This is a genomic window from Gordonia pseudamarae (genome assembly GCF_025273675.1).
Lineage (GTDB): Bacteria > Actinomycetota > Actinomycetes > Mycobacteriales > Mycobacteriaceae > Gordonia > Gordonia pseudamarae.
Genome location: NZ_CP045809.1, coordinates 3,934,676 through 3,960,199, shown reverse-complemented (window position 1 = coordinate 3,960,199; position 25,524 = coordinate 3,934,676). Strand labels below are relative to the sequence as shown.

Annotated in this window: 1 protein-coding gene (running past both ends of the window); it reads left to right on the top strand. The window is 67.3% G+C overall.

Every position in this 25,524-nt window falls within one protein-coding gene, locus GII31_RS17225, for a non-ribosomal peptide synthase/polyketide synthase, read on the top strand. The gene is 59,919 nt long; 6,115 of those nucleotides lie to the left of the window and 28,280 to its right, leaving coding positions 6,116–31,639 in view (codon 2,039, partial, through codon 10,547, partial); the first complete codon in view begins at nt 3. Both the start codon and the stop codon lie outside the window.

Sequence of the window (25,524 nt, the reverse complement as noted above, 5' to 3'; positions counted from 1 at the left end):
GCATCGGAGCGGTGGCCAGGGAACGCGGAGTCACCCCGTTCATGGTGGTGCATGCGGCGCTGGCGGTCCTGCTGTCCCGGTTGAGTGCGACCGGCGACATCGCCATCGCCACCCCGATCGCCGGCCGGGGATCGGCCGCTCTGGACCGCGTGGTCGGCATGTTCGTCAACACCCTGGTGCTGCGTACCGAGGTGACGCCCGAGATGTCGTTCGCGGAGCTGCTCGAACAGGTCCGGACCGTCGATCTCGATGCCTTCGCCCACGCCGACGTGCCCTTCGAGTTCGTCGTCGAGGCCATCGACCCGGTGCGGTCGGAGGGCTTTTCGCCGTTGGCGCAGGTCGCGTTCTCGTTCGATCCGGCCTCGTCGGTCGCCGGCGCGGACATCTCGGTGGCCGGGGTGCGGTTCGCGCCCGCCGAGGCGCCGCTGCTGACCGCCAAGGTGGACCTGTCGCTGATCCTGCGGACCACGCAGGACGGCAGCGACTGGTCGGGCTGGATGGTGTACGCCACCGACCTGTTCGACCAGGCCACGGTACAGCGGTTCGGTGACGGGCTGGTTCGGGTCCTGACGACTGTGACGGCCGATCCGGCCGCGGCGGTCGGTGACGCGGCGGTGCAGGCGCCCGAGCATCAGCGTGAGATGCTCGCCCTCTCGGAGGGTGAGGAGTCGCTCGCGGTGGCGGCCACGGTCGCCGATATGGTCGCGGCGCAGGTGGCCTCGCGTGCCGACGAGACCGCACTGATCTTCCGGGACCGGCGGGTGTCCTACCGCGAATTCGGCGCTCGGGTGAATGTTCTTGCCCGCGAACTGATCGCAGCGGGAATTGGGCCCGAGACCCCGGTGGGGATCGTGATCGACCGTAGCGTCGAGATGTTCGTGGCCGTCCACGCGGTCATCGCGGCCGGCGGCCAGTACGTTCCGATCGCCACCGACGCCCCCGCCGACCGGGTGCGCTACATGACCGAGACCGCGGGTGTCGGCATCGTCCTGGTCGTCGACAATGGTGCGCGCGTCGACGCCGCCCGCACCATTGTCGTCGACTGCTCCGGTGCCGCCGATCTGACCGTTCCGCCGGTCACCGACGCCGAGCGGATCAGCCCGCTGCGCGCCGACTCGGCGATCTACACCCTGTTCACCTCGGGGTCCACCGGCCGACCCAAGGGCGTGACCCTCTCGCACGCCGCGGTCGCCAACGTGCTCACCTGGTTCGACGCCGACGGCCAGGGCAGCGCCCATGTGGCGCTGGCCAAGACGCCGTACACCTTCGACGCGTCCGGTCTTGAGCTGCTCGCGCCGCTGACGATGGGTGCGGCGGTGGTGATCGCCGAACCCGGTGGGCATCGGGATCTGGCGTACCTGATGGATCTCATCGATACCCACCGGGTGTCGCTGCTGCAGTTCGTGCCGTCGCTGTTGTCGGTGTTCGTCGACGCGCTCGAGTCGGCGCCCCGGCGGCTGCCCGCGCTGCGCCGGATCTGGGCGGGCGGTGAGGCACTGCCCGCGTCGGTGGTGGCCCAGACGTACCGGCTGCTGCCGGATGTGGTCCTGGTCAACAAGTACGGTCCCACCGAGGCGGCGATCGATGTCACCGCGCGGGTGATGGAACCGGACGACGTGGTGGTGCCGATCGGTGTCCCGGGTGCGAATACATCGATGTACGTGCTCGATTCGCGGCTGCGTCCGGTGCCCGAAGGCGTGCCGGGCGAGCTGTACCTCGGCGGTGTGCAGGTGGCCCGCGCCTACGTCTCGCAGCCCGCGCTGACGGCCGAGCGGTTCGTCGCCGACCCGTTCCATCCGGGTGAGCGGCTGTACCGCACGGGCGATCTGGCCAAGTGGAATGTCAACGGTGAGATCGAGTATCTCGGCCGCACCGACTTCCAGGTCAAACTGCGCGGCCAGCGACTGGAGCTCGGCGAGATCGAGGCCGTGCTGGCATCGGTCCCGGGCGTAGTCCACGCCGCGGCGATGGTGGCGTCGACGGAGTCGGGGGCGGAGTTCCTCGTCGGCTATGTCGCGCCCGCCACCGCCTCGATCGACGACGTCAAGTCGGTGGCCGCCGACTCGCTTCCGTCGTACATGGTTCCGACGGTGTGGGTCCGGCTCGAGGACGTGCCGTTCAACTCGTCGGGCAAACTCGACCGGCGCGCCCTGCCCGCCCCCGACCTGGAATCGGCCGCGACCGCCGACTACGTCGCTCCCGAGTCCGCGGACGAGGCTGCTCTGGCGGAGATCGTCGCGGAGCTGCTGGGGTTGCGGCAGGTATCGGTCACCGAGTCGTTCTTCGACCTGGGCGGCAACTCGCTGGCCGCGATGCGGCTGGCGGCCCGGGCCGGTGACGTCCTCGGTGTCGAGGTCGCGATCCGTGATGTCTTCGGCTCGCCGTCGATCCGTGAATTGGTGGCGACGGTCGCGGGACGGTCGGCCACCTCGGTGCCCGTCACCGCCGTGTCGCCGCGCCCCGAACGGATTCCGCTGTCGTTCGCGCAGCAGCGCATGTGGTTCATCAACCGCTTCGATCCGTCGTCCTCGGCGTACAACATCCCCACCGTGCTGCGGCTCACCGGCACCCTCGATGTGCCCGCGATGGCCGCCGCGGTGGCCGATGTCGTCGCACGCCAGGACATTCTGCGCACAACCTTCCCGGCCGCCGACGGCGTTCCGTACCAGCTGATCGGCGCGGTTGATGAGTTCGACGCTCGTGGGATCTGGCAGACCGTCGATGACGAAACCGCGCTCTACGCGGCGGTGACCGGCGGGTTTGACGTCACCACCGAGTGGCCGTTGCGGGTACGGCTGTGGCAGTCCGCGCCGGATGCGTATGTCCTGGCCGTCATCACCCACCACATCGGTTCGGACGGTGAGTCCAGACTTCCGCTGATCACCGACGTGGTGACGGCCTATGCGGCGCGGGCGGCCGGCCGCATGCCCGAATTCGGACCGCTGCCGGTGCAATTCGCCGACTTCGCCATCTGGCAGCACGCGGCGCTCGGTGCGCCCGACGACGCCGGGTCGGTAGTCGGACAGCAACTCGACTACTGGCGCCGACAGCTCGCGGGCCTGCCCGACGTGCTGGACCTTCCCACCGACCGCCCCCGCCCGCACAAGGCCTCGCAGCGCGGTGAGTGGATTACGTTCACCATGCCCGAGGTGCTCGGCACCCGGATCGAACGGGTCGCCCGGGACAACGGTGCCACACCGTACATGGTGGTGCACGCGGCACTCGCGGTGCTGCTGTCGCGGCTGAGTGCCACCGATGACATCGCGGTGGCCACCCCGATCGCCGGTCGCGGCCAGCGGATCCTGGATCCGCTCGTCGGTATGTTCGTCAACACCCTCGTGCTGCGCACCGAAGTGCGCTCGGATGAGACGTTCGCCGGACTGCTCGACAGGGTCCGCGCGGTCGACGTCGAGGCATTCGCGCATGCGGACGTTCCGTTCGAGACGGTCGTGGAAGCACTCGACCCGGTGCGGTCCGAGGCGTTCGCGCCGTTGGCGCAGGTCACGCTCTCATTCGACCCGGCCGCCGCCGCGGCTGCCGCCGATGTGTCGATCGCCGGCCTCGACATCACGCAGGTGCAGCCGCGATCGGTCGCCGCCCGCGATGACATGACTGTTGTGATCCAGTCGGGCGCAAGCCGTTCCGACGGTGACGCGGGGTGGTTCGGGTCCGTGGTGTATGCCACCGACCTGTTCGACCAGGCCACGGCCCGTGCCTTCGCCGACCGACTGGTCGCGCTGCTCGACGCCCTGACCGCCGATCCGCGGACCGTCGTCGGCGACGCGGTGCTGCTGACCGCCGACGATGTGGCCGCCGTCGCGGCGGCCGAGCGCGGACCGGTGGTGCCGGTGACCGCCGATTCGGTGGTGGATTCGGTGTTCGCGCAGGTCAGCCGTACTCCGGAGGCGCCGGCAGTCTGGTTCGAGGGGCGAAGTGTCTCTTATGCCGAGTTCGGTGCGCGGGTGAGTGTGCTCGCGCGGGACCTGATCTCGATGGGCGTCGGCCCGGATACCGCGGTGGCGCTGTGCATTCCGCGGTCGGTCGAGATGGTGGTGGCGATCCACGCGATCGTCGCCGCCGGCGGCCAGTACGTGCCGATCGGCCTGGGTACCCCGGCCGATCGCATCCAGTACATGCTGGAGACCTCCGGCGCGACACTGATCCTCGCCACCGAGCACACCGTCCCGGCCCTTGCCGAAGCGACCACTTCGCCGGTTGAGGTGCGAGGAGCGCAAGCGACGAGCCTCGAAACCCCGCAAACCGGCAACGTCCGCATCCACGTCATCGACTGCACCGCAGAGGTCGACCTGGCCACCCCGCCGGTGACCGACGCCGATCGGGTTGCCCCGATCCGCCCCGATGCGGCGATCTACACGCTGTTCACCTCGGGTTCGACGGGCCGCCCCAAGGGGGTGACGTTGCCGCACGAGGCGGTGGTGAACCGCCTGTGGTGGGGTGTCGACGAACTGCCCATCGACGGCTCCGACACGGTGATCCTGAAGACGCCGTATACCTTCGACGTCTCGGTGCCGGAACTGTTCGCGCCGCTGATGGTCGGTGCGCGGATGGTGATCCTCAAGGAAGGCGGCCACACCGAGCCGCTGTATGTGGCCGATGTGATCGAACAGACCCACGCGACGATGGTGCATTTCGTGCCGTCGATGCTGTCGGTGTTCGTGGACGTGGTGGGCACGGGCCGGATCGCGGCGATGAATTCGGTGCGGATCATCTCGATGACCGGTGAGGCGGTGCCGCCCGCGGTTGCCGCGCAGGTCCGGGAGGCGTTGCCGGGCATCCTGTTCTACAACCTGTACGGCCCCACGGAGGCGGCGGTCGAGATCACCGCCGAGAACATCGAGCGGGTGTCGGCCTCCGACGGTTCGGTGCCGATCGGCGTGCCGATCTGGAATTCGTCATCGATGGTGCTCGACGCGCGTCTGCGCCGGGTGCCCGAGGGTGTTGCGGGTGAGCTGTATCTCGGCGGTGTGCAGCTGGCGCGTGGTTACGCCGCGCGTGGTGATCTGACCGCCGATCGCTTCCTGGCCGATCCGTACGGCGCGCCGGGTGCGCGCATGTACCGCACCGGGGACCTCGTCCGCAGAAGTGCTGACGGCGTGTTGGAATACCTGGGACGCACCGACTTCCAGGTGAAGCTGCGTGGTCAGCGCGTCGAGCTGGGGGAGATCGAGTCGGCAATCGCCTCGGCACCCGGTGTGGTGCACGCGGCGGCGACGGTGCTGGAAACCGAGTCCGGTGATCAGCATCTTATCGGCTATGTCTCGCCGGCGACGGTCGACACCGATGTCGTGCGTGCGTCGGTGGCCGCGATGCTGCCGGGGTACATGGTGCCGTCGGTGTGGGTGGGTATCGAGGAGGTGGTGCTCAACTCTGCGGGCAAGCTGGACCGCAAGGCGCTGCCCGCACCCGATTTCGCCACCGTCGAAGCCGAATACGTGGCGCCGGAGTCCGGCACCGAGGCGGCGCTGGCGGAGGCCTTCGCCGATGTCCTCGGTGCGCAGCGTGTGTCGGTGACCGCATCGTTCTTCGATCTGGGCGGCAACTCGCTGTCGGCGATGCGTCTGGCCGCGCGTGCCGGAGATGTTCTCGGGGTGGAGGTGTCGGTGCGCGAGGTGTTCGACGCCCCGACGGTGCGCGAGTTGATCGCGGCCACCACCGGCAACGCGGAGGTGCTCGCGCCCGTCACCGCCGGCCCACGCCCGCAACGTATTCCGTTGTCGCCGCTGCAGCGGCGCATGTGGTTCATCAATCAGTACGACACCGTCTCGGCCGCCTACAACATCCCGATGCCGTTGCGTTTCACCGGCTTGATCGACCTCGACGTGCTGCGTGCGGCGGTGGCCGATGTGGTTGCCCGGCACGAGATCCTGCGCACCCGCTATCCGTCCGACGAGATCGGTCCGTGGCAGGAGATCGTCGACGGGCAGAGCGCCGCCGGTGCCCTGGACTGGGCGCGGTCGGATGCTCAGGCAGAGTTGTTCGCCGCGGCCCGCACCGGATTCGACGTCGCGACCGACCTTCCGCTGCGTGTGCGGTTCTGGCGCTCGCCGGACGGCAACACGACTGATGTGCTTGTCGTCGTCCACCACATCGCCTTCGACGGTGAGTCGGCCAAGGTGCTCGCCGCTGATCTGCTCACCGCCTACGCCGCGCGTTCGGCCGGTGACGCACCGCAGTGGTCGCCGCTGCCGGTGCAGTACGCCGACTACACACTGTGGCAGGCCCGCGAACTCGGTGATATCGACACCGAGGGCAGTAGGCTGGCCCGCCAGCTCGATTACTGGACGGGCACGCTGGCCGATCTGCCGGCGGTCACCGATCTGCCGATGGACCGGCCGCGTCCGGCGGTGTTCGATCCGGCGGGCGGACGTGTGCGGATCACCGTCCCCGACGAGGTGGCACAACGTATTCCGGAGTTCGCCGCCGAACACAACGTCACCCCGTTCATGGTGTTCCACGCGGTGCTCGCGATCACTGTCGCGCGACTGGCGGCCACCGCGGATGTGGTGATCGGCGCACCGATCGCCGGTCGCGGCGACGCCGCCCTCGACGGCCTGCTCGGAATGTTCGTCAACACCCTGGTGCTGCGGACGCCGGTGGATGCGGGTGCTGGTACCGCGGAACTGCTCGCGCAGGTCCGCGCCACCGATCTCGACGCCTTCGCCCATCCCGACGTGCAGTTCGAGCAGCTGGTGGAAAAGCTCGCGCCCGAACGCTCCACGGCGTACACGCCGCTGTTCCAGATAGTGCTCACGCACACCGCCGGCGATCTCGACACCGGTGCGGCGGTGCCGCTGTCCGACGGTGGGGTGTCGGTCGAGCCGATCACCCTCGATGTCGACGAGGTCAAGTTCGACCTCACCGTCGGTGTCCACGAAGGGTCGCGTACGACTGTCGAATTCGTCTACGCGGCTTCGCTGTTCGACGAATCGACGATCATCCGCCTGGCCGCGGTGTGGCAGCGGGTGCTCACCGCCATGATCGACGACCCGGCCCGGGCCGTCGGTGACATAGACATCATTCGGGACATAGACATCATTCGGGACATAGACATCATTCGGGACATAGACAGCACAGGGGAATCCGTGACCAGCGAGCCGACTTCGGGGCAGGCCCGCCAGATGACTCCCACTGCGGGAATGCCGTCGGCCGAGCGCACAGGCGCGCCCATCGGCGGAACGGCGGAAACGGGTACCCTCCCGGCGATGCTCGCCGAACGCGACCTCGATCCCACCCATCCCGCGCTGATCTGCGGCGACGACGAGATCGATTACGAGGAATTCGAAGAGCGCACCAACCGTGTCGCCCGCGAGCTGATCGCCCGCGGCGCCGGTCCCGAGGACGTGGTGGCGGTCGGGCTCGAACGTTCCATCGAGTCGGTGGTCGCCGTATTCGGCGTCATCAAGTCGGGCGCCGCGTACGTCCCGATCGACCCCGCCTATCCGGTCGATCGCATCGAATACATGCTCTCGGATTCGGGTGCACGCCTCGGGATCACGAGCGAGCAGACGCGCGCCAAGCTGGGTGATTCGGCGGCCACCTGGCTCGACATCAGCGAGTTGGAGGCCACCGGACATCCGACCGACCCGGTCTCCGATGCCGAGCGGCACGGTTCGGTCCGCGTGACCAACCTCGCGTATCTGATCTACACGTCCGGTTCCACGGGCCGGCCGAAGGCGGTGGCGGTCACCCACTCGGGTCTGCCCAATCTGTTCGCGACCGCCGAATCCCTCAGCGGCACCCGCGAGGACAACCCGGACACCCGCGTGCTGCACGTCTCGTCGCCGAGCTTCGATGCCTCGGTGTGGGAGATGCTGCTGACCGTGCTGGCCGGGCACACCCTGGTCATCGCACCGCAGTCGGAGTACGCGGGCGACGTGCTCGGCGAGGTGATCGAGCGCGGCGAGGTCACCGACATGCTGATCACGCCGACGGTACTGGCCACCGTCGACCCGGCCTACGCGGAGACGGTCCGCACCCTGATGCCCGCCGGTGAGGCGTGCCCGCCGGAACTGGTGCAGCGCTGGGCCGCCCGCGGTCGCCGCATCTTCAACATGTACGGACCCACCGAGTGCACGGTCATCTCCACCCGCGCCCGGCTGATGCCGAAGAAGCCGATCACCATCGGCCGCGGCATCGAGGGATTCACCACCCTGGTTCTCGACGCCCGGCTGCATCCGGTGCCCCAGGGCGTCACAGGTGAGCTGTATCTGGCCACACCTGCCCTGGCCCGTGGTTACCTCGGGCAGCCCGACCGTACCTCGACGACGTTCATCGCCAATCCCTATGGTGCTCCGGGCGAACGGATGTATCGCACGGGCGACCTCGTGCGCATCACCAAGTCCGGGGACATCGAATACGCCGGCCGCGGCGACCACCAGGTGAAGGTGAGCGGCCAGCGCATCGAACTCGGCGAGATCGAGTCGGTGCTCGGCGACGTCGCCGGCGTCACCCGCGCCCTGGTCGTCGGCGTCAAGGACGAGGGCACCGGCCGTACCCGGCTCGTCGGCTACCTGGAGACCCCCGGCGGCGACGTGAACGTCGACGATGTGATGACACAGGCCGCCGAACGTCTTCCGGCACACATGGTTCCGTCGCAGTTGATCACTGTGGAGGAGATGCCGGTCACCCCCGGCGGCAAACTCGACCGGGATGCGCTGCCCGCGCCGGGCGCGGTGGCCGAGGACGAGTACGTAGCCCCCGGGACCGATGCCGAACGCACCATCGCGGGCATCGTCGGCGGCCTGCTCGGGCAGGACAGGATCAGCGTCACCGACTCGTTCTTCGCGCTCGGCGGCGACTCGATCATGTCGATCCAGCTGTCGTCGGCGCTGCGCACGGCGGGATTCGAACTTCGCCCGCGTGACATCTTCGAATTGAAGACGGTCCGGGCACTCGCGGGTGCCGCGGCCGGCAGTGCGGCCGTGGTGCTCGCCGAGCTCGACGGGGGACCCGCCGGCGAGGTGACGCTGCCGCCGCTGATCGAGTGGATGATCGAACGCGGCGACAGCCCCGCCGACTACGCCGACTTCTCGCAGTCGCGGGTGCTGGTACTGCCGGCGGGCACCACCGAGCAGACCATCGCAGCGGTGTTGTCGGCGATGGTCGCCTGCCACCCCGCCCTCACCGCCACGCTCACCGTCCCCACCGGTGACACTCCGAACCCCGGCGGTGTACCGGTGATGCGTACCGGTGCGGTCGACTTCGATGCCGCGGCGGCGATCACCGTCGACACCGCGGCCGGCGCACCCGGAAGTCCCGAGTTCACCGAGGCGGTCGAGGCCGCCCACACCGCGGTGCTGGGCCGGCTCGACCCGGCGAGCGGCCTGATGGTGGCCGCCGCCGCACTCCTGCCCGCCGACGGCGCGGACGGGCGCCTGATCCTGGCGATCCATCACGCTGTCGTCGACATCGTCTCGTGGCAGACGGTGCTGGCCGACCTGGTGACCGCCGCCGGCCAGCTCGGTGCCGGGCAGGCGATCGCCCTGCAGGCCGAGGGCACCTCGGTGCGGCGCTGGGCACAGGTGCAGGCCGAACTCGGTGCCGACCGCGGCGCCGAGATCGACTACTGGCGCAGCCAGTTGCCCGAGACACCGGAGTGGTTCGGGCACACCGTGAACCGCGCCACCGACCGGGAACGCGCACTCGCGCGGACCGCCGTGCGGGTGCCGTCCGACGTCACCGAACGTCTGCTGTCGGAGGTGCCGGAGGCATTCCGCACCGGACCGTCGGAGGCGATGATCGCGGCACTCGCCGCGGCGGTCGACCGCTGGAGCCGCGGGCACGGACTGGCCGCCGCCCGCGTGTCGATCCTGCTGGAAGGGCACGGTCGTGCCGAGGAGATAGCCGCCGGTGCCGATCTCGCCCGCACAGTCGGCTGGTTCACCGCATTCTCGCCGGTGTCGGTCGATGTCACCGACACCGATCCGCGAGCACTGGTCAAGCAGGCCAAGGAAGCCATCCTGAGCCAGCCCGGTGACGGAATCGCCTTCGCACCACTGCGTTACGGGCCGCACCGGGACGCCTTCGCCGATGCCCCGATGCCCGCGGTGTCGTTCAACTACGCCGGTAACCGTGGCGTGCGTGCCGACGACGACGCGGCACTGGCATCGCTCGCGTTCGCGCCGGCCGCCGAGGGCTACGATCTGCCCGGTACACGGTCGGGAGCGATGGTGGCCTCGGCGGCGCTGACCTTGGACGCCGGAATCGGCAGTGACGGCGGCAACCGGGTACTGGTGGCCAACATCGGCTACCTCACCTCGGTGCTCTCGGCGGACGACGCCGCCGAGATCGGCCGCCACTGGGTCGAGTACCTCGCCGAGGTCGTCGATGCGGTGGCCTCCTCGGACGGCCTCGTGGGCCGCAGCCCCTCGGATGTGGTGGGGGTCGACCTCACCCAGGCCGACGTCGATGTGCTCGACGCGCGCTACCCGACCGCGCAGCTGTGGTCGCTCTCGCCGTTGCAGCAGGGCCTGTACTTCCAGTCCCAGCTGGCCGCGGCCTCCGACGGCGCCGTGGACGTGTATGTGGCGCAGGCCGTCCTGCAACTGGGGCAGGTCGACGCCGAACGGCTGCACACCGCCGCCCGGCAGGTGGTGGCCCATCACGCGGTGCTGCGGTCCGGATTCGTGTCCGCGCCGAGCGGTGCGGTGGTCACCGTCGTCCACGATGAGGCCGAACTTCCCTGGGCGGTAGTCGATCTGACCGGCCTCGAGGAGTCGGTCGCGCAGCGGCGCGTCCAGGAGATCGTGGAGGAGCAGCGCGCCATCCCGTTCGATCTCACCGATCCGCCGCTGGTGCGGTTCGTGCTCGCCATGCACGGTGATTCGTCGACGCTGGTGGTCACCAACCATCACATCATCCTCGACGGGTGGTCGGGCCCGCTGGTGGTGGCGGACGTACTGGCGCTGTACGCGCTGGGGCGGCCGTTCACCCCGGTCACCGACTTCTCCGAGTATCTGGCGCAGATAGCGCGCACCGACGACGCGAGCGGCCTGGCCGCGTGGAACGAGGTCCTGGCACCCGTCGACAGTCCGACGATGGTGGCCGCCGGGCAAGAGGCGCAGCGTGATTCGCTGCCGCGCGATCGACGTGAGCGTCTCGGCGCCGAACTGACCGCGGGCCTGGAGGCCGTATCGCGGTCGACCGGCGCCACGATGGCCACGATCACCCAGTTCGCGTGGGCGGTGCTGCTCTCGCGGCTCACCGGCAACCGGGTGGTCACCTTCGGTGAGACCGTCTCCGGTCGTCCGGCCGACCTGCCCGGCGTCGAGTCGATGGTGGGCCTGTTCATCAACACGCTGCCCGCGGTCGTCGACGTCGACCCCGACGCGTCGATCGCCGACGTGCTCGCGAAGCTGCAGGCCGACAAGGTCAAGGTTCTTGACCATCAGCACCTGGGGATGCCGCAGATCCTGGCCCACACCGGGCACGGACCGCTCTTCGACACGCTGACGGTGTTCGAGTCCTACCCCGTCAACACCGACACCCTGACCACCGCCGACACATCCTCGGCCGGTCTGGACGTACGGCAGGTCGACGTTCTCGACTCGGTGCACTATCCGCTCGGCTTCGGTGCGACGCCGACCGATGACCAGCTGCAGCTGCGGCTGGCATACCTGCCGTCGGTGTTCACCGACGCGCAGATCGAGGTGTTCGTACGTGCACTCGCGCACATCCTGCGGGTTGTCGCCGAGGGGCCCGATACGCCGACGCGGGAGATCGGGCTGCTCGACGGACCCGACCGGGAGCAGTTGCTCGCGTGGTCACGTCCGGCGGCGCCCGTGGTCGGGCGTGAGCTGGTCAGTGACCTGCTCGCGGCGCGTGCCGCCGATGCCGCGGACGCGACCGCGCTGATCTTCCAGGGGCGTGGTGTCTCTTACGCTGAGCTCAATGCCCGGGCGAGTGTCCTTGCACGCCAACTGATCGCGTTCGGTGTGGGCCCCGATACCGCGGTCGGGGTGATGATCGGCCGATCGGTCGAGATGATGGTCGCCATTCACGCGGTGCTCGCCGCCGGCGGACAGTTCGTGCCCATCGACACCGAAGCCCCGGCCGACCGGGTCGAGTACATCGTCGAGACCGCCAACCTCGCACTGGTCATCACCTCTGCGACCACCCCCTCCGGGGCCGACGCGGATCGGTCGCTGCCGTCCGGCGTGGCAACGGTCGTCGTCGATGCCGGTGGTGCCGTCGACTTGGGTACCGCACCGGTGTCCGACGCCGAGCGCAGTGCGCCGGTACACCCCGACAACGCCGCCTACACGGTGTTCACCTCGGGCTCCACCGGACGCCCCAAGGGCGTCACGGTGTCGCACCGGTCGCTGATCACCGAACTCGTCGCCGACCGCGACCACTACGGTTTCGACGGTTCCGACGTGTTTCTGCAGGTGCTGGAGTTCACCTTCGACCCGTCGGTGATGGAGTTCCTGCGCCCGGTCCTGGTGGGTGCGCCGCTGGTGCTGCTGGCGCCCGGTGAGCACCGCGACCCGGTGGCGCTCTCGGCGGCGATCGCCGCCCATGGCGTGACCACGGCCATGATCGTGCCGTCGATGCTGGCGGTACTGCTCGACGTGCTCGGCGACGACGTCGCGTGGGCGTCATCGTTGCGGCGGATCAACACCGGCGGCGAGGCGGTCCCCCCGGCGGTCGCCGCGGGTGTGGCCGCCACCTGGCCGGGTGTGCGGGTCTTCAACCAGTACGGCCCCACCGAAACCACCATCTACTCGACGATTCAGGAGTTCGACCCCGAGGTCGGCCGCATCACCATCGGCCGTCCCGTCGCGGGCGTCGCCGGCTACGTCCTCGACGAGCGGCTGCGGCTGCTGCCGGTGGGTGTGCCGGGCGAGCTGTATCTCGGCGGCCCGCAAGTGGCGCGCGGATACGCTGCACGTGCGGATCTGACCGCCGAACGCTTTGTCGCCGACCCGTTCTCGTCCGACGAACTCGGTACGGCGGGCAACCGTCTCTACCGCACCGGCGATCTCGCCCGGTGGACGGACGACGGCGAGATCGAGTACCTGGGCCGCACCGACTTCCAGGTGAAGTTGCGTGGTCAGCGCATGGAACTCGGCGAGGTCGAGGCAGCTCTCACGGCCGCGCCCGGCGTGGTGTACGCGGCGGCGGCTGTCGCCACCTCACCCACCGGGGCACAGCATCTGGTGGGGTACCTCTCACCCGGAGGCGTCGACGTCGAACACGTGAAGTCGGTCGTCGCGCAAACGCTGGCGACCTACATGGTGCCGACGGTGTGGGTGGCGCTGGAACAGATGCCGCTGAACTCGGCGGGCAAGGTCGACCGAAGATCTCTGCCTCAGCCCGACTTCGCCGCCATGGAAAGCGAATTCGTGGCACCGGCCACCGGCACCGAGTCGGCGCTGGCGGCCGTGTACGCCGAGCTGCTGGGCGTGGAGCGGGTATCGGTGACCGCGTCGTTCTTCGACATCGGCGGCAACTCGTTGTCGGCGATGCGGCTCTCCGCCCGGGCGTCCGAGGTGCTCGGCGTGGAGGTGTCGGTCCGCGACATCTTCGGCGCGCCGACTGTTCGTGAGCTGATCACCGCCGTCGCCGGCAACACCGCGGCCCTGGCTCCGGTGACTGTGGTGTCGCCGCGCCCGCAGCACATTCCGCTGTCGTTCGCGCAGCAGCGCATGTGGTTCATCAACCAGTTCGACACCAACGACGCCACCTACAATCTGCCGGCCGTTCTCGAGCTGACCGGATCGCTCGACGTGGCGGCGCTGCGTTCGGCGGTCCTCGACGTGGTGACCCGGCACGAGGTGCTGCGGACCTCGTTCCCGGCGGCCGACGGCACGCCGTACCAGTCGATCGGCGATCTCACCGAGTTCGATGACCGCGGCATCTGGCGGGCCGTCGAGACGGAGGCCGATCTGTCGGCGGCGGCGACAACAGGTTTCGACGTCAGCGGCGAATGGCCGCTGCGCGTCCGCCTCCTCGAACGCGGACCGGGCGATCATGTGCTGGCAGTCGTCGCACACCACATCGGTGTCGACGGCGAGTCGATGCTGCCGCTGGTCACCGACATCGTCACCGCCTATGCGGCGCGCGCCCACGGGCAGGCGCCGGAGTTCGCGCCGCTGGAGGTACAGTTCGCCGACTTCGCGATCTGGCAGCACCAGGTTCTCGGTACGGCGGATGACTCCGATTCTGTTGTGGCACAACAGCTGGAATACTGGACGGACAAGCTCGACGGTATCCCCGATGTCATCGAACTGCCGACCGACCGTCCGCGGCCGCAGATCGCCTCGCATCGCGGCGGCCGTGTCGCATTCACGATTCCCGCGCACATCGCCGAACGTATCGAACCGCTGGCCCGTGATTTCGGGTCGACCCCGTTCATGGTGGTGCACGCGGCATTCGCCACGCTGCTCTCGCGGCTTACCGCGAATGGTGATGTGGCGGTGGCGACTCCGATCGCCGGGCGCGGCGACCGGGTGCTCGATCCGCTGATCGGCATGTTTGTCAATACGCTGGTGCTGCGTACCGAACTCGCGAGCGGTGAGACGTTCGCTCAGTTCCTCGAACGTGTTCGTACCACCGACCTCGATGCGTTCGCACACGCCGACGTCCCGTTCGAGGCGATCGTCGAGGCCGTCGATCCCGTTCGTTCCGAATCGTTCTCACCGCTCGCGCAGGTGATGCTCTCGTTCGATCCGGCCGCCTCGATCGCCGACGCCGATGTTACCGTCGCCGGAGTCGAGATCAGTCCGGTGACCCTGGACGTGATCCCGGCCCAGGTCGACCTGACGATGTCGGTGTCGACGGCGGCGTCCGGCGATCTGGACGAAGGCAGCTGGTCCGGTGCGTTCACCTACGCCACCGACCTGTTCGACGAGTCGACGGTCACCGAGTTCGCCGCTCGTTTCGTGCGGGTGCTCGACGCGGTCACCGCCAATCCGGCCATCGCCGTGGGTGATGTTCCCGTCCTGGTCGAGGCAGACCGTGACGCCGTCCTCGCGCGATCCGTGGGTCCGGCTGCCGTTGTCCCGGCCGGTACCGTCGCTGATGCGCTTGTGGCGCGGGCTGCTTCGACGCCTGAGTTGTCGGCGTTGTGGTTTGAGGGGCGCAGTGTCTCTTACGCCGAGTTGTCGGCGCGTACCAGTGTGCTTGCCCGTGAGCTGATGTCGGTCGGGGTTGGGCCGGATGTGGCTGTCGGTGTGTGTATCGACCGCTCGGTGGAGATGGTCGTGGCAATCCACGCGGTGGTCGCCGCCGGTGGCCAGTACGTCCCGATCGCCACCGATGCTCCGGCTGATCGTGTCCAGTACATGCTGGACACCGCCGGTGTGGGTGTTGTCCTGGTGTCGGACTCGTCATCTCACGTGGTGTCGGGGCTCGTCGCTGACGCTCCTCACACCTCAACCGGCAATGAGGATTCGTCGGTTGAGGTGCCGCGAGCGCCGGCGAGTGGCCTCGAAACCTGGCGGGCCGGGAATGTCCGCACGATCGTCGTCTCGTGTGATGGTGAGGTGGATCTGTCGACCGCTCCGGTCACCGATGCTGAACGTATAGCTCCGTTGTCGTTGGATAACGCGTTGTACACGCTCTTCACCTCCGGTTCGACGGGTCGGCCGAAGGGTGTGACGGTGTCGCATCGTGCGGTGCTCAACCGCCTGTGGTGGGGGTTGGATGCGTTTGCGTGGGGTGTGGGCGACAGGGTGATTCAGAAGACGCCGTACACCTTTGATGTGTCGGTGCCGGAGTTGTTCGCGCCGTTGTTCACGGGCGCTCAGGTGGTGATCGCGCGTCCGGGTGGTCATGCGGATCCGGAGTACATCGCGGATCTGATCGCTGAAACTCAGGCAACCTCGGTGCATTTTGTGCCGTCGATGTTGTCGGTGTTTGTTGATGTGGTCGATCGTGACCGGTTGGCGCAGTTGACGAGCTTGAAGTGGGTGTTTGCTTCGGGTGAGGCTTTGCCGGCGGCTGTGGTGGCTCAGGTGCACGAGGTGTGGCCGTGGGTGGGTATTCATAATCTGTTCGGTCCGACTGAGGCTGCGGTTGAGGTCAGTTGGGCGGATGTGTCGGATGCGCCGGAGTCGGTGACGATTGGTGCGCCGGTGTGGAATACCGAGACACTGGTGTTGGATGATCGTCTGCGTCCGGTGCCGGTGGGTGTTCCGGGTGAGTTGTATCTGGGTGGTGTGCAGGTGGCGCGTGGTTACGCCGCGCAGCCTGATCTGACCGCTGAGCGGTTCATCCCGGATCCGTACGGTGACCCCGGTTCACGGTTGTACCGCACCGGTGACCTGGTGCGCTGGAACACCGACGGCACTATCGAGTATCTGGGTCGTACGGACTTCCAGGTGAAGTTGCGTGGTCAGCGCATCGAGCTCGGCGAGATCGAAGCGGTCCTGGCGGCCGCACCCGGAGTGGTACACGCCGCTGCCACCGTCGCTGCCACCGAGACCGGCGCCGAGCACCTGGTGGCCTACCTGGCACCGGCCGGCGTCGATGTGGACGCGGTCAAGGCGGCCGCGGAACACGCGCTGCCGAACTACATGGTGCCGTCGGTGTGGATGGTGATCGATGAGGTGCCGCTCAACAGTGCGGGCAAGCTGGATCGTCGTGCCCTGCCCGCACCCGACTTCGGTGCCCTCAGCGCCGACTACGTGGCCCCGCTCGGTGCTGTTGAGGAACTTCTTGCCTCGATCGTCGCCGGTCTGCTCGGCGTGGACCGGATCAGTGTCACCGAATCGTTCTTCGCGCTCGGCGGCGATTCGATCATGTCGATCCAGCTGGCGTCGGCGGTGCGGGCCGCCGGGTTCAATCTGTCGCCACGGGAGATCTTCGAACGACGCACCGTACGGGGGATGGCTGCGGCAATCACCGACACCTCGGCCCGACTACCCGAACTGGCCGAGCCTGACGGTGGCGCCGTCGGTGTGATGCCGGTGCCGTCGGTGGTGTCGTGGATGCTCGAACATTCCGACACCGCCGCGGATTTCGCCGACTTCAACCAGTCCGCAACCCTGGCCGCACCGAAAGGCCTGACCGAGGACGTGCTGGCCGAACTGCTCGGCGAACTCGTCGCCCATCACCCGATGCTGTCCGCGTCGCTGGTGCCGACCACCTCGCCGACGGCCGGCTGGGAACTCGTTGCCGGTCGCGAGTTCGATGCCGCGGCGGCGGTATCGTCGTTGACCTCCGAACATGCCATCGGAACGGATGGTTTCGACGCGGATCTACAGTCGGCACACGTCGCGGCCACCCGCCGATTCAACACTGCCACTGGTCAACTGGTGCAGGCTGTGCTGGTCACCGACGCAACAACCGGTGCAGCGCGCATCGTGCTCACTGTTCACCATCTCGGTGTGGACGCGGTGTCGTGGCGCGCGATCATCGAGGACCTGGTCACCCTGTGGGCGCAACGTAGCGGAGGGCACCGGTATCAGTTGCGGGCCACCACCACCTCGCAGCGCGCATGGATGACGGCGCTGGCCGGCCGCACCGATGCCCATATCGCCGAGGCGGACTACTGGCTGGACCGTCTTCCCGAGCACCGCAACAACTTCGGGACCGAACTCGACCCTGCCCGCGACCGCCAGCACACCACGGTGACGGTGACCGGCCAGATCGACGCGACAGTCACCGAAGCGATACTCACCAGTGTTCCGGACGCGTTCGGTAGCAAGGCGACTGCGGGCAATGTCAACGACGTGCTCCTCGGCTCCCTGGCCCGCGCGGTACGGGCCTGGCAGCATGACCGCGGTCTCGTCGATCACGCGCCGATCTCGGTGCTCACCGAAGGCCACGGCCGCTACGAAGACGTCCTCGAAACCGGACCCGAGCCGGTACGCGCCGACCTGTCCCGGTCGGTCGGCTGGTTCACCTCGATCGCACCGCTGGCCCTCGACCCGGCCGCCGACATCGTGCACGCGATCAAGGCCGCCAAGGAAGAACGCCTGGCCCAACCGGATTCGGGCATCGGATTCGGTTGGCTGCGGTACAACAACGTGACATCTCCCGTCGCTGCGCTCGCCCCGGTTGCCGGTCTGGCCGAGCGTCCGCTCCCGGCGATCCTGTTCAACTACCTCGGTGCCGCGGGGGCGGGCGCGGACTCCGGAGATCCGTTGCCGCTGAGCGGTGTCCGCGGACCGGTCTACGATCCGGCACCCACCGGTGCCATGGCCGCCCTGGCGGCACTGAACCTCAGCGTCGGCGTTGCCGTCGGCGACGACGGTTCGCGCCGCCTCAACGTGATCGCGAATGTGCCGCGGGCAATCCTGTCCGAGGCCGACGTCGACGACCTGATCGGCTTCTGGGCCGCCGAACTCACGTCGGCGGTTGACGCGGTGGCGCACACGTCACCGGGTTTGTCACCGTCGGATGTGCCGGGCGTCGACATCTCCCAGGACGATCTCGACGACCTGGCCGTTCGTTACCCCGGTTCGGATGTGTGGGCGCTGGCCCCCTTGCAACGTGGTCTGTACTTCCAGGCCGAGTTGGGCCATGCGGCGGCCGACGACGCGGCGGTGGACGTCTATCTCACCCAGGTGGTGTTGCATCTGGGCAGCACGGTCGACGTGACCAGGCTGCGTGGTGCGGTTGATGAGATGGTGTCCCGGCATCGGGTACTGCGTTCGGGCTTCGTCCGCACACGTGGTGGTTCGGTTGTCGGACTCATCCAACCGTCGGTAGAGGTTCCTTGGCAGACAATTGATCTCGGAGACATGTCGGGGACCGATGCCCGTGCTCGTATTGCCGAGATCGGCATCGAGCAGAAGACTGTTCCGTTTGATCTGGCGGCGCCGCCGCTGCTTCGGGTGGTGGTGGTGCGGCATGCCGACGGTATCGGTGTGGTCATCACCAACCATCACATTCTCTTCGATGGCTGGTCGGGTCCGTTGGTGCTGGCCGATCTACTGGCCTTGTACGCGACCGGCGATGTGTTCACCGTCGATACCGGCCACGATTTCGCCGACTTCCTCGCCGCTGTTGCCGCCAAGGACACCACGGCCGGATTGGCGGCCTGGCGTGGCGTGGTGGAACGTGCCGACGGCGCCACCCTGGTGGCGCCGGGTATCGAGGCGACTGTCGACTCGATGCCGCGCAAACACGCTGCCGTCCTCGGTTCGGAGATCGTAGCTGCGCTGGAATCAGTTGCTCGGAAACATAATTCGACGATCGCGACGACGCTGCAAACGGCCTGGGCGATTCTGCTGTCTCGGATCACCGGCAATCGGGTGGTCACCTTCGGTGAGACCGTGTCAGGGCGCCCGGCAGACCTGCCGGGGGTGGAGACGATGGTTGGTTTGTTCATCAACACTCTGCCGGTGGTGGTCGATGTCGACCCGAACGCGCCGGTCGCGGCGGTCATCGAACAGGTGCAGGCCGACAAGGTGGCGGTCCTGGACCATCAGTATCTGACCCTGCCCGAAATCCTGGCAACCACGGCAGTGCCGGCCGGATTCGATACTCTGACGATCCACGAGTCGTATCCGGTGAATACCGAATCGTTGTCGGCCGCCGACACCGGTGCGGCGGCCGGTCTGCGGATTCTCGAGGTCGAAGCCAGTGACGCGACCCACTATCCGCTGAATATGGTGACTGCTCCGGTCGCTGACGGATTGTCCGTGGAAATCAAGTATCTTCCGGGCGCGTTCGCCGACGATCAAATTCAGGTGTTCGCCGACGCTCTCCTGCAGATCTTGTGCGGTATCGCTGCCGACGCCGACCGGGTATGCGGTGACATCGAGCTCCTGAATTCCGCTCAATTGGCCGTCGTTGAGGCCGCCGAGTGGGGTGATCGGGTTGATGTGCAGTCCGCAACCACTCTCGACAGTCCTGTATTCGCGCAGGTCACACGCACTCCCGAGGCGACAGCGCTGTGGTTCGAGGGGCGAAGTGTCTCCTATGCGGAGTTCGGTGCACGCGTTAGCGTGCTTGCCCGCGAACTGATCTCACTCGGGGTGGGGCCGGACACCGCGGTAGCCCTATGTATTCCTCGCTCGGTGGAGATGGTCGTCGCCATCCACGCGATTGTGGCGGCGGGTGGTCAGTACGTGCCTATCGGCTTGGGCACTCCCACGGACCGTGTGGAATACATGGTGGAAACCGCAGCCGCGGAACTGGTGCTGGCTGTTGAAACCACAGCCCCCGCAATGGCGCAGGTGCGCGGGCCGCAGGCGATGAGTGCCGGAACCGCGCAGGGCAACGGGATCCATATCCACTTGGTCGACTGCTCAGGTGATGTCGACCTGGCGACCCCGGCGATTACGGCTGCGGATCGGTTGGCTCCGGTGTCCCCGGACAACGCTGCCTACAGTCTGTTCACATCCGGTTCCACGGGCAGGCCCAAGGGCGTCACCCTGTCGCACAGGGCTGTGCTGAACCGGCTGTGGTGGGGTTTGGACGAACTCCCGATCGACCAGTCGGACACGGTGATTCTGAAGACGCCGTATACTTTCGATGTATCGGTGCCCGAGTTGTTCGCGCCGTTGATGGCGGGTGCGCGGCTGGTCATCCTGAAAGAGGGTGGGCATACCGAGCCGCTGTACGTGGCCGAGGTCATCGAGGATACGCGGGCCACTATGGTCCACTTCGTGCCGTCGATGCTGTCGGTGTTCGTCGACGTCGTGGGTACGCACCGAATCTCGGCAATGGATTCGGTGCGCATCATCTCGCTGACCGGCGAGGCGGTTCCACCCGCAGTTGCCGCGCAAGTGCGCGAGGCGTTGCCGAACATTCTGTTCTACAACCTGTACGGCCCCACTGAGGCCGCGATCGAGATCACCGCCGAGAACATCAAGCGGGCAATGGCATCCGACGCGTCGGTGCCGATCGGTGTGCCGATCTGGAACTCGTCCGCGCTGGTTCTCGACGCACGCCTGCAGCGGGTCCCGGCAGGGGTGCCGGGTGAGTTGTACCTCGGTGGTGTCCAGTTGGCGCGAGGCTACGCATCGCGGGGCGATCTGACCGCGGACCGGTTCATCGCCGACCCGTGCGGCGAGCCGGGCACCCGCATGTACCGGACCGGCGACCTGGTGCGTCGGCGTACCGACGGGGTGTTGGAGTACCTGGGTCGCACCGACTTCCAGGTCAAACTCCGCGGCCAGCGAGTCGAACTGGGCGAGATCGAGTCGGCGATCGCGTCGTCGCCGGGCGTGGTGCATGCGGCGGCGACCGTGCTTGAATCGGCGACCGGGGACCAGCACCTCATCGGATACGTGTCTCCGGCGTCGGTGGACACCGAGGCGGTGCGAGCGTCGGTGGCGCAGTCGCTGCCGGTATACATGGTGCCGACCGTCTGGGTGGGTATCGATGACGTGACACTCAACTCGGCGGGCAAACTGGATCGTAAGGCTTTGCCCGCGCCGGATTTCGAGACCGTGGCCGCGGAGTTCGTGGCGCCGGCAACCGCGGTTGAAGCGGCGTTGTCGACGGCGTTCGCCGATGTCCTTGGTGCTGACCGGGTCAGTGTTGCCGGCTCGTTCTTCGACCTCGGCGGTAATTCGTTGTCCGCTATGCGGTTGGCGGCGCGGGCGTCGGAGATACTCGGCGTAGAGGTAACGGTGCGTGATGTGTTCACCGCGCCGACCGTGCGGGAACTGATCGCGGCTACGACCGATCATGCGGGCGCGCTCGTGCCCGTTACCAAGGCCGATCCGCGCCCCGAGCGAATCCCGTTGTCCTTTGCCCAGCAGCGGATGTGGTTCATCAACCAGTTCGATACCAGCGCAACCGCCTACAATATCCCGGTCGTACTGCGCCTATCCGGGACGCTGGACGTGCCCGCCCTTCGCGCGGCCATCATCGACGTGCTGAACCGGCACGAGATCCTGCGGACCGTCTTCCCCGCCGTCGACGGTGTGCCGCATCAGGTGATCGGCGACATCGCAGAGTTCGACGGCCGCGGTATCTGGCGTACGGTTCACTCCGACGACGACTTGTTCGCCTCCGTGGCAAGCGGTTTCGATGTCACCCGGGAGTGGCCTGTGCGTGTCGTTCTCCGCGAGACCTCAGGTGGTACGGCTCCGGAGGTCAATGAGTATCTCCTGGCCGTGGTTGCCCACCATATCGCCGCCGATGGTGAGTCGATGCGTCCGCTGGTCACCGATATCGTCACCGCATACGTGGCGCGGGTCGCCGGAGTCGCGCCGGAATTCGTACCGCTGGATGTGCAGTTCGCTGATTTCGCGATCTGGCAGCATCGCGTGCTGGGTTCGCCCGGCGATGCGGATTCGGTGGCAGGTCGGCAGCTGGGGTACTGGCGTGAGCAGTTGGCCGGTGTTCCCGACGTGTTGGCACTACCGACCGATCGGCCGCGGCCACCGGTGGCCTCGCAGCGGGGTGGGCGGGTCCAGTTTGCGATTCCGGCGTCGTTGTGCGCCAGGATCGAGCGGACGGCGGCCGGTCATGGGGTGACCTCGTTCATGGTGGTGCACGGTGCGTTGGCCGTATTGCTGGCACGGTTGACGGCGTCCGACGACATCACGATCGGTACTCCGGTCGCCGGTCGTGGTCAGGCAGCGTTGGACCGGTTGGTCGGAATGTTTGTCAACACGCTGGTGTTGCGGACGCGGATGGACCTCGGTGCGAGGTTCATCGATGTCCTCGCTGATGTCAAGGACACCGATCTGGCTGCGTTCACACATGACTCCGTCCCCTTCGAAGCGGTCGTCGATGCGGTGAGCCCGGTCCGTTCGGAGGCCTTTGCGCCGTTGACGCAAGTGTGGTTGTCGTTGTTCCAGAACGCCGCTGAGACCGCACCTTCCGGGCGAGATGCCGCCGCCGGTGACGACTTGATGGTGTCGGCGGTCGACCTCGATGCCGCACCGGTTCAGGTTGACCTGATCATCGAGATCGCGGTAAACGAACCCGGAACCGGTTGGTTCGGCAGTGCACGGTTCGCAACAGACCTGTTCGACGAGCCGACTGTCGAGTCGATGATGTCCCGGTTGATCATGGTCCTCGATGCCGTGACACGGGATTCGTCGGTTGTGGTCGGTGATGTCGCACTGCTCGACGATGCCGGGGCCACCTGGGTTGCCGAGCTGGCGCACGGTGTGGATCTGATTGGTGCCGAACCGTATTCAGTCACAGGTTCGATTCCGGCGACACTGGCGGATGTGGTGGTCCAGCGGGTTGCCGCTTGTCCCTCGTCTCCGGCGCTGATCGCCGGCGAGGTGACACTGTCGTATGCCGAGTTGGGTTCGGCAGTCGCGGCGTTGGCGCTGCGACTGGGTGAGCTGGGTGTGGGTGTCGAGGATGCGGTGGCGGTGTGTTTGCCGCGATCGGTGTCGTTGGCGGTAGCGGTGTACGCGGTCGCGGTGGCCGGTGCGCAGTTCGTGCCGGTTGACCCGGAATCCTTGGCCGATCGGATGTCGTACATCGTGGAGACCGCGGGTGCGCGGGTGGTGTTGGTTCCGGCCGGTGGTGGTTCGGAGCAGGTTGCGGTGGCCGTGGAGCGGACCGGTGTTCGGATCGTCGAGGTCGATGACGCGCAGGTGATCGCGACGGCACGTGCGGGGGATTCGGTGCCTTTGGGTGAAGTCGCACGGGCATGTGATGTCGATGCCGCGGCATACACGATGTTCACATCGGGGTCGACGGGTCGGCCCAAGGGTGTGGTGGTGTCCCATCGTTCGGTGGTGACGCATCTGCGCCACGATGTGGCGGTCAATGGGTTCACTGATCGGGATGTGTTCGCGCAGGTGCTGTCGTTCACCTTCGATCCGGCGGTGCTGGAGTTTTTCCGGCCGATCGCCGTAGGCGGTTCGCTGGTGATGTTGACCGGTGACGAGCATCGTGACCCGACCGCACTGGTGGCGTTGTGGGCTCGGCATCGGGTGAACACGGTGATAGTGGTGCCGTCGATGCTGGCCACGATCATGGAGGTCGTCGACGATGCGGTGTTGAGGACGATCGGACTGCGGGTGTTGTGTGTGGGTGGGGAACCGATGCCACAGATGTTGGTGGACCGGGTGGCCCACATATGGCCCGCGGTGGTGGTGGCCAATCAGTACGGTCCCACCGAGGCGACGATTTACGCCACACGTGCACAGTTGTCCGCGCATCGGCCGGTGACGATCGGTGCTCCGGTGTCACGGACGGTCGCGAGGGTCCTTGACGGCCGATTGCACCCGGTGCCGGTGGGGGTGGCCGGCGAGTTGTACCTCGGTGGTGCGTTGGTGGCGCGCGGCTATGCCGGGCGGTCCGCTCTGACCGCCGAGCGGTTCATCGCCGATCGGTTCGGCGATGCGGGTGACCGGCTGTACCGCACCGGTGACATCGTGCGGTGGAACACCGACGGCGACCTGGAGTATGTGGGCCGTACCGATTTCCAGGTCAAGCTGCGTGGGCAGCGGGTGGAACTCGGTGAGATCGAGGCGGTCCTCGTCGCAGCACCGGGTGTGTCCCATGCCGCTGTCACCCTCGTGGGCAAGGGTGAGGATGCGGTGCTGGTGGGGTACGTGTCACCGTCCTCGGTGGATATCGATGCGGTCAAGGCCCATGCGGCGGCGTCGTTGGCCGGGTTCATGGTGCCCGCGGTGTGGGCGCCGGTGGAGCACATGCCGCTCAACGCGGCGGGCAAGATCGACCGCACGCAGTTGCCCGCACCCGATATCGAAGGCGACAGAGCCACCCGGTTTGTGGCACCTCATACCGGTTCCGAACACGTCCTCGTGACGGTGTTCGCTGAACTGCTCGGTGTCGAGCGCGTGTCGGTCACCGAGTCGTTCTTCGATATCGGTGGGAACTCACTGTCGGCGATGCGCCTTGCAGCGCGGGCATCGGCGGCGTTGGGTGTGAACGTGTCGGTGCGTGATGTGTTCGCTGCGCCGTCGGTGCGTGAGCTGATCGCGGTGGTGTCGGGTCACGGGGCGGCGCTCGTGCCCATCACCAAGGCCGATCCGCGGCCTGACCGAATCCCGTTGTCGTTCGCCCAGCAGCGGATGTGGTTCCTCAATCAGTTCGATCCGACACAGCCCACTTACAACATCCCAGCGGTGCTGCGGATCAACGGCGATCTCGACGTGGACGCGTTGCGGGAGTCGGTCACCGATCTGCTTGTGCGGCACGAGGTGCTGCGGACATCGTTCCCGGTGGTCAATGGCGAACCGGCTCAGGTGGTCGGTGATATCGCGGAATTCGCCGACCGGGACGTGTGGTCGATCGTCGAGGCTGAGCAGGATCTGACCAATACCGTCACATCCGGATTCGATGTCACCACTGATTGGCCGATACGGATCCGATTGCTGCGCAGTAATACCGATGAATTCATCCTCGCGGTTGTGGTGCATCATATCGCCTCGGACGGCGAGTCGATGTTGCCGTTGGTGACCGATCTCACTGTGGCCTATGCCGCTCGGGTGCAAGGAAAAGCACCTGATTTCACGCCGTTGGAGGTGCAGTTCGCCGACTATGCGATCTGGCAGCACTCGGTATTGGGGTCGGCTGCTGATCCCGAGTCTACGGTGGGTCGTCAGCTGGGTTATTGGCGTGATCAACTCACCGGTGCTCCTGACGTGTTGGATCTGCCGG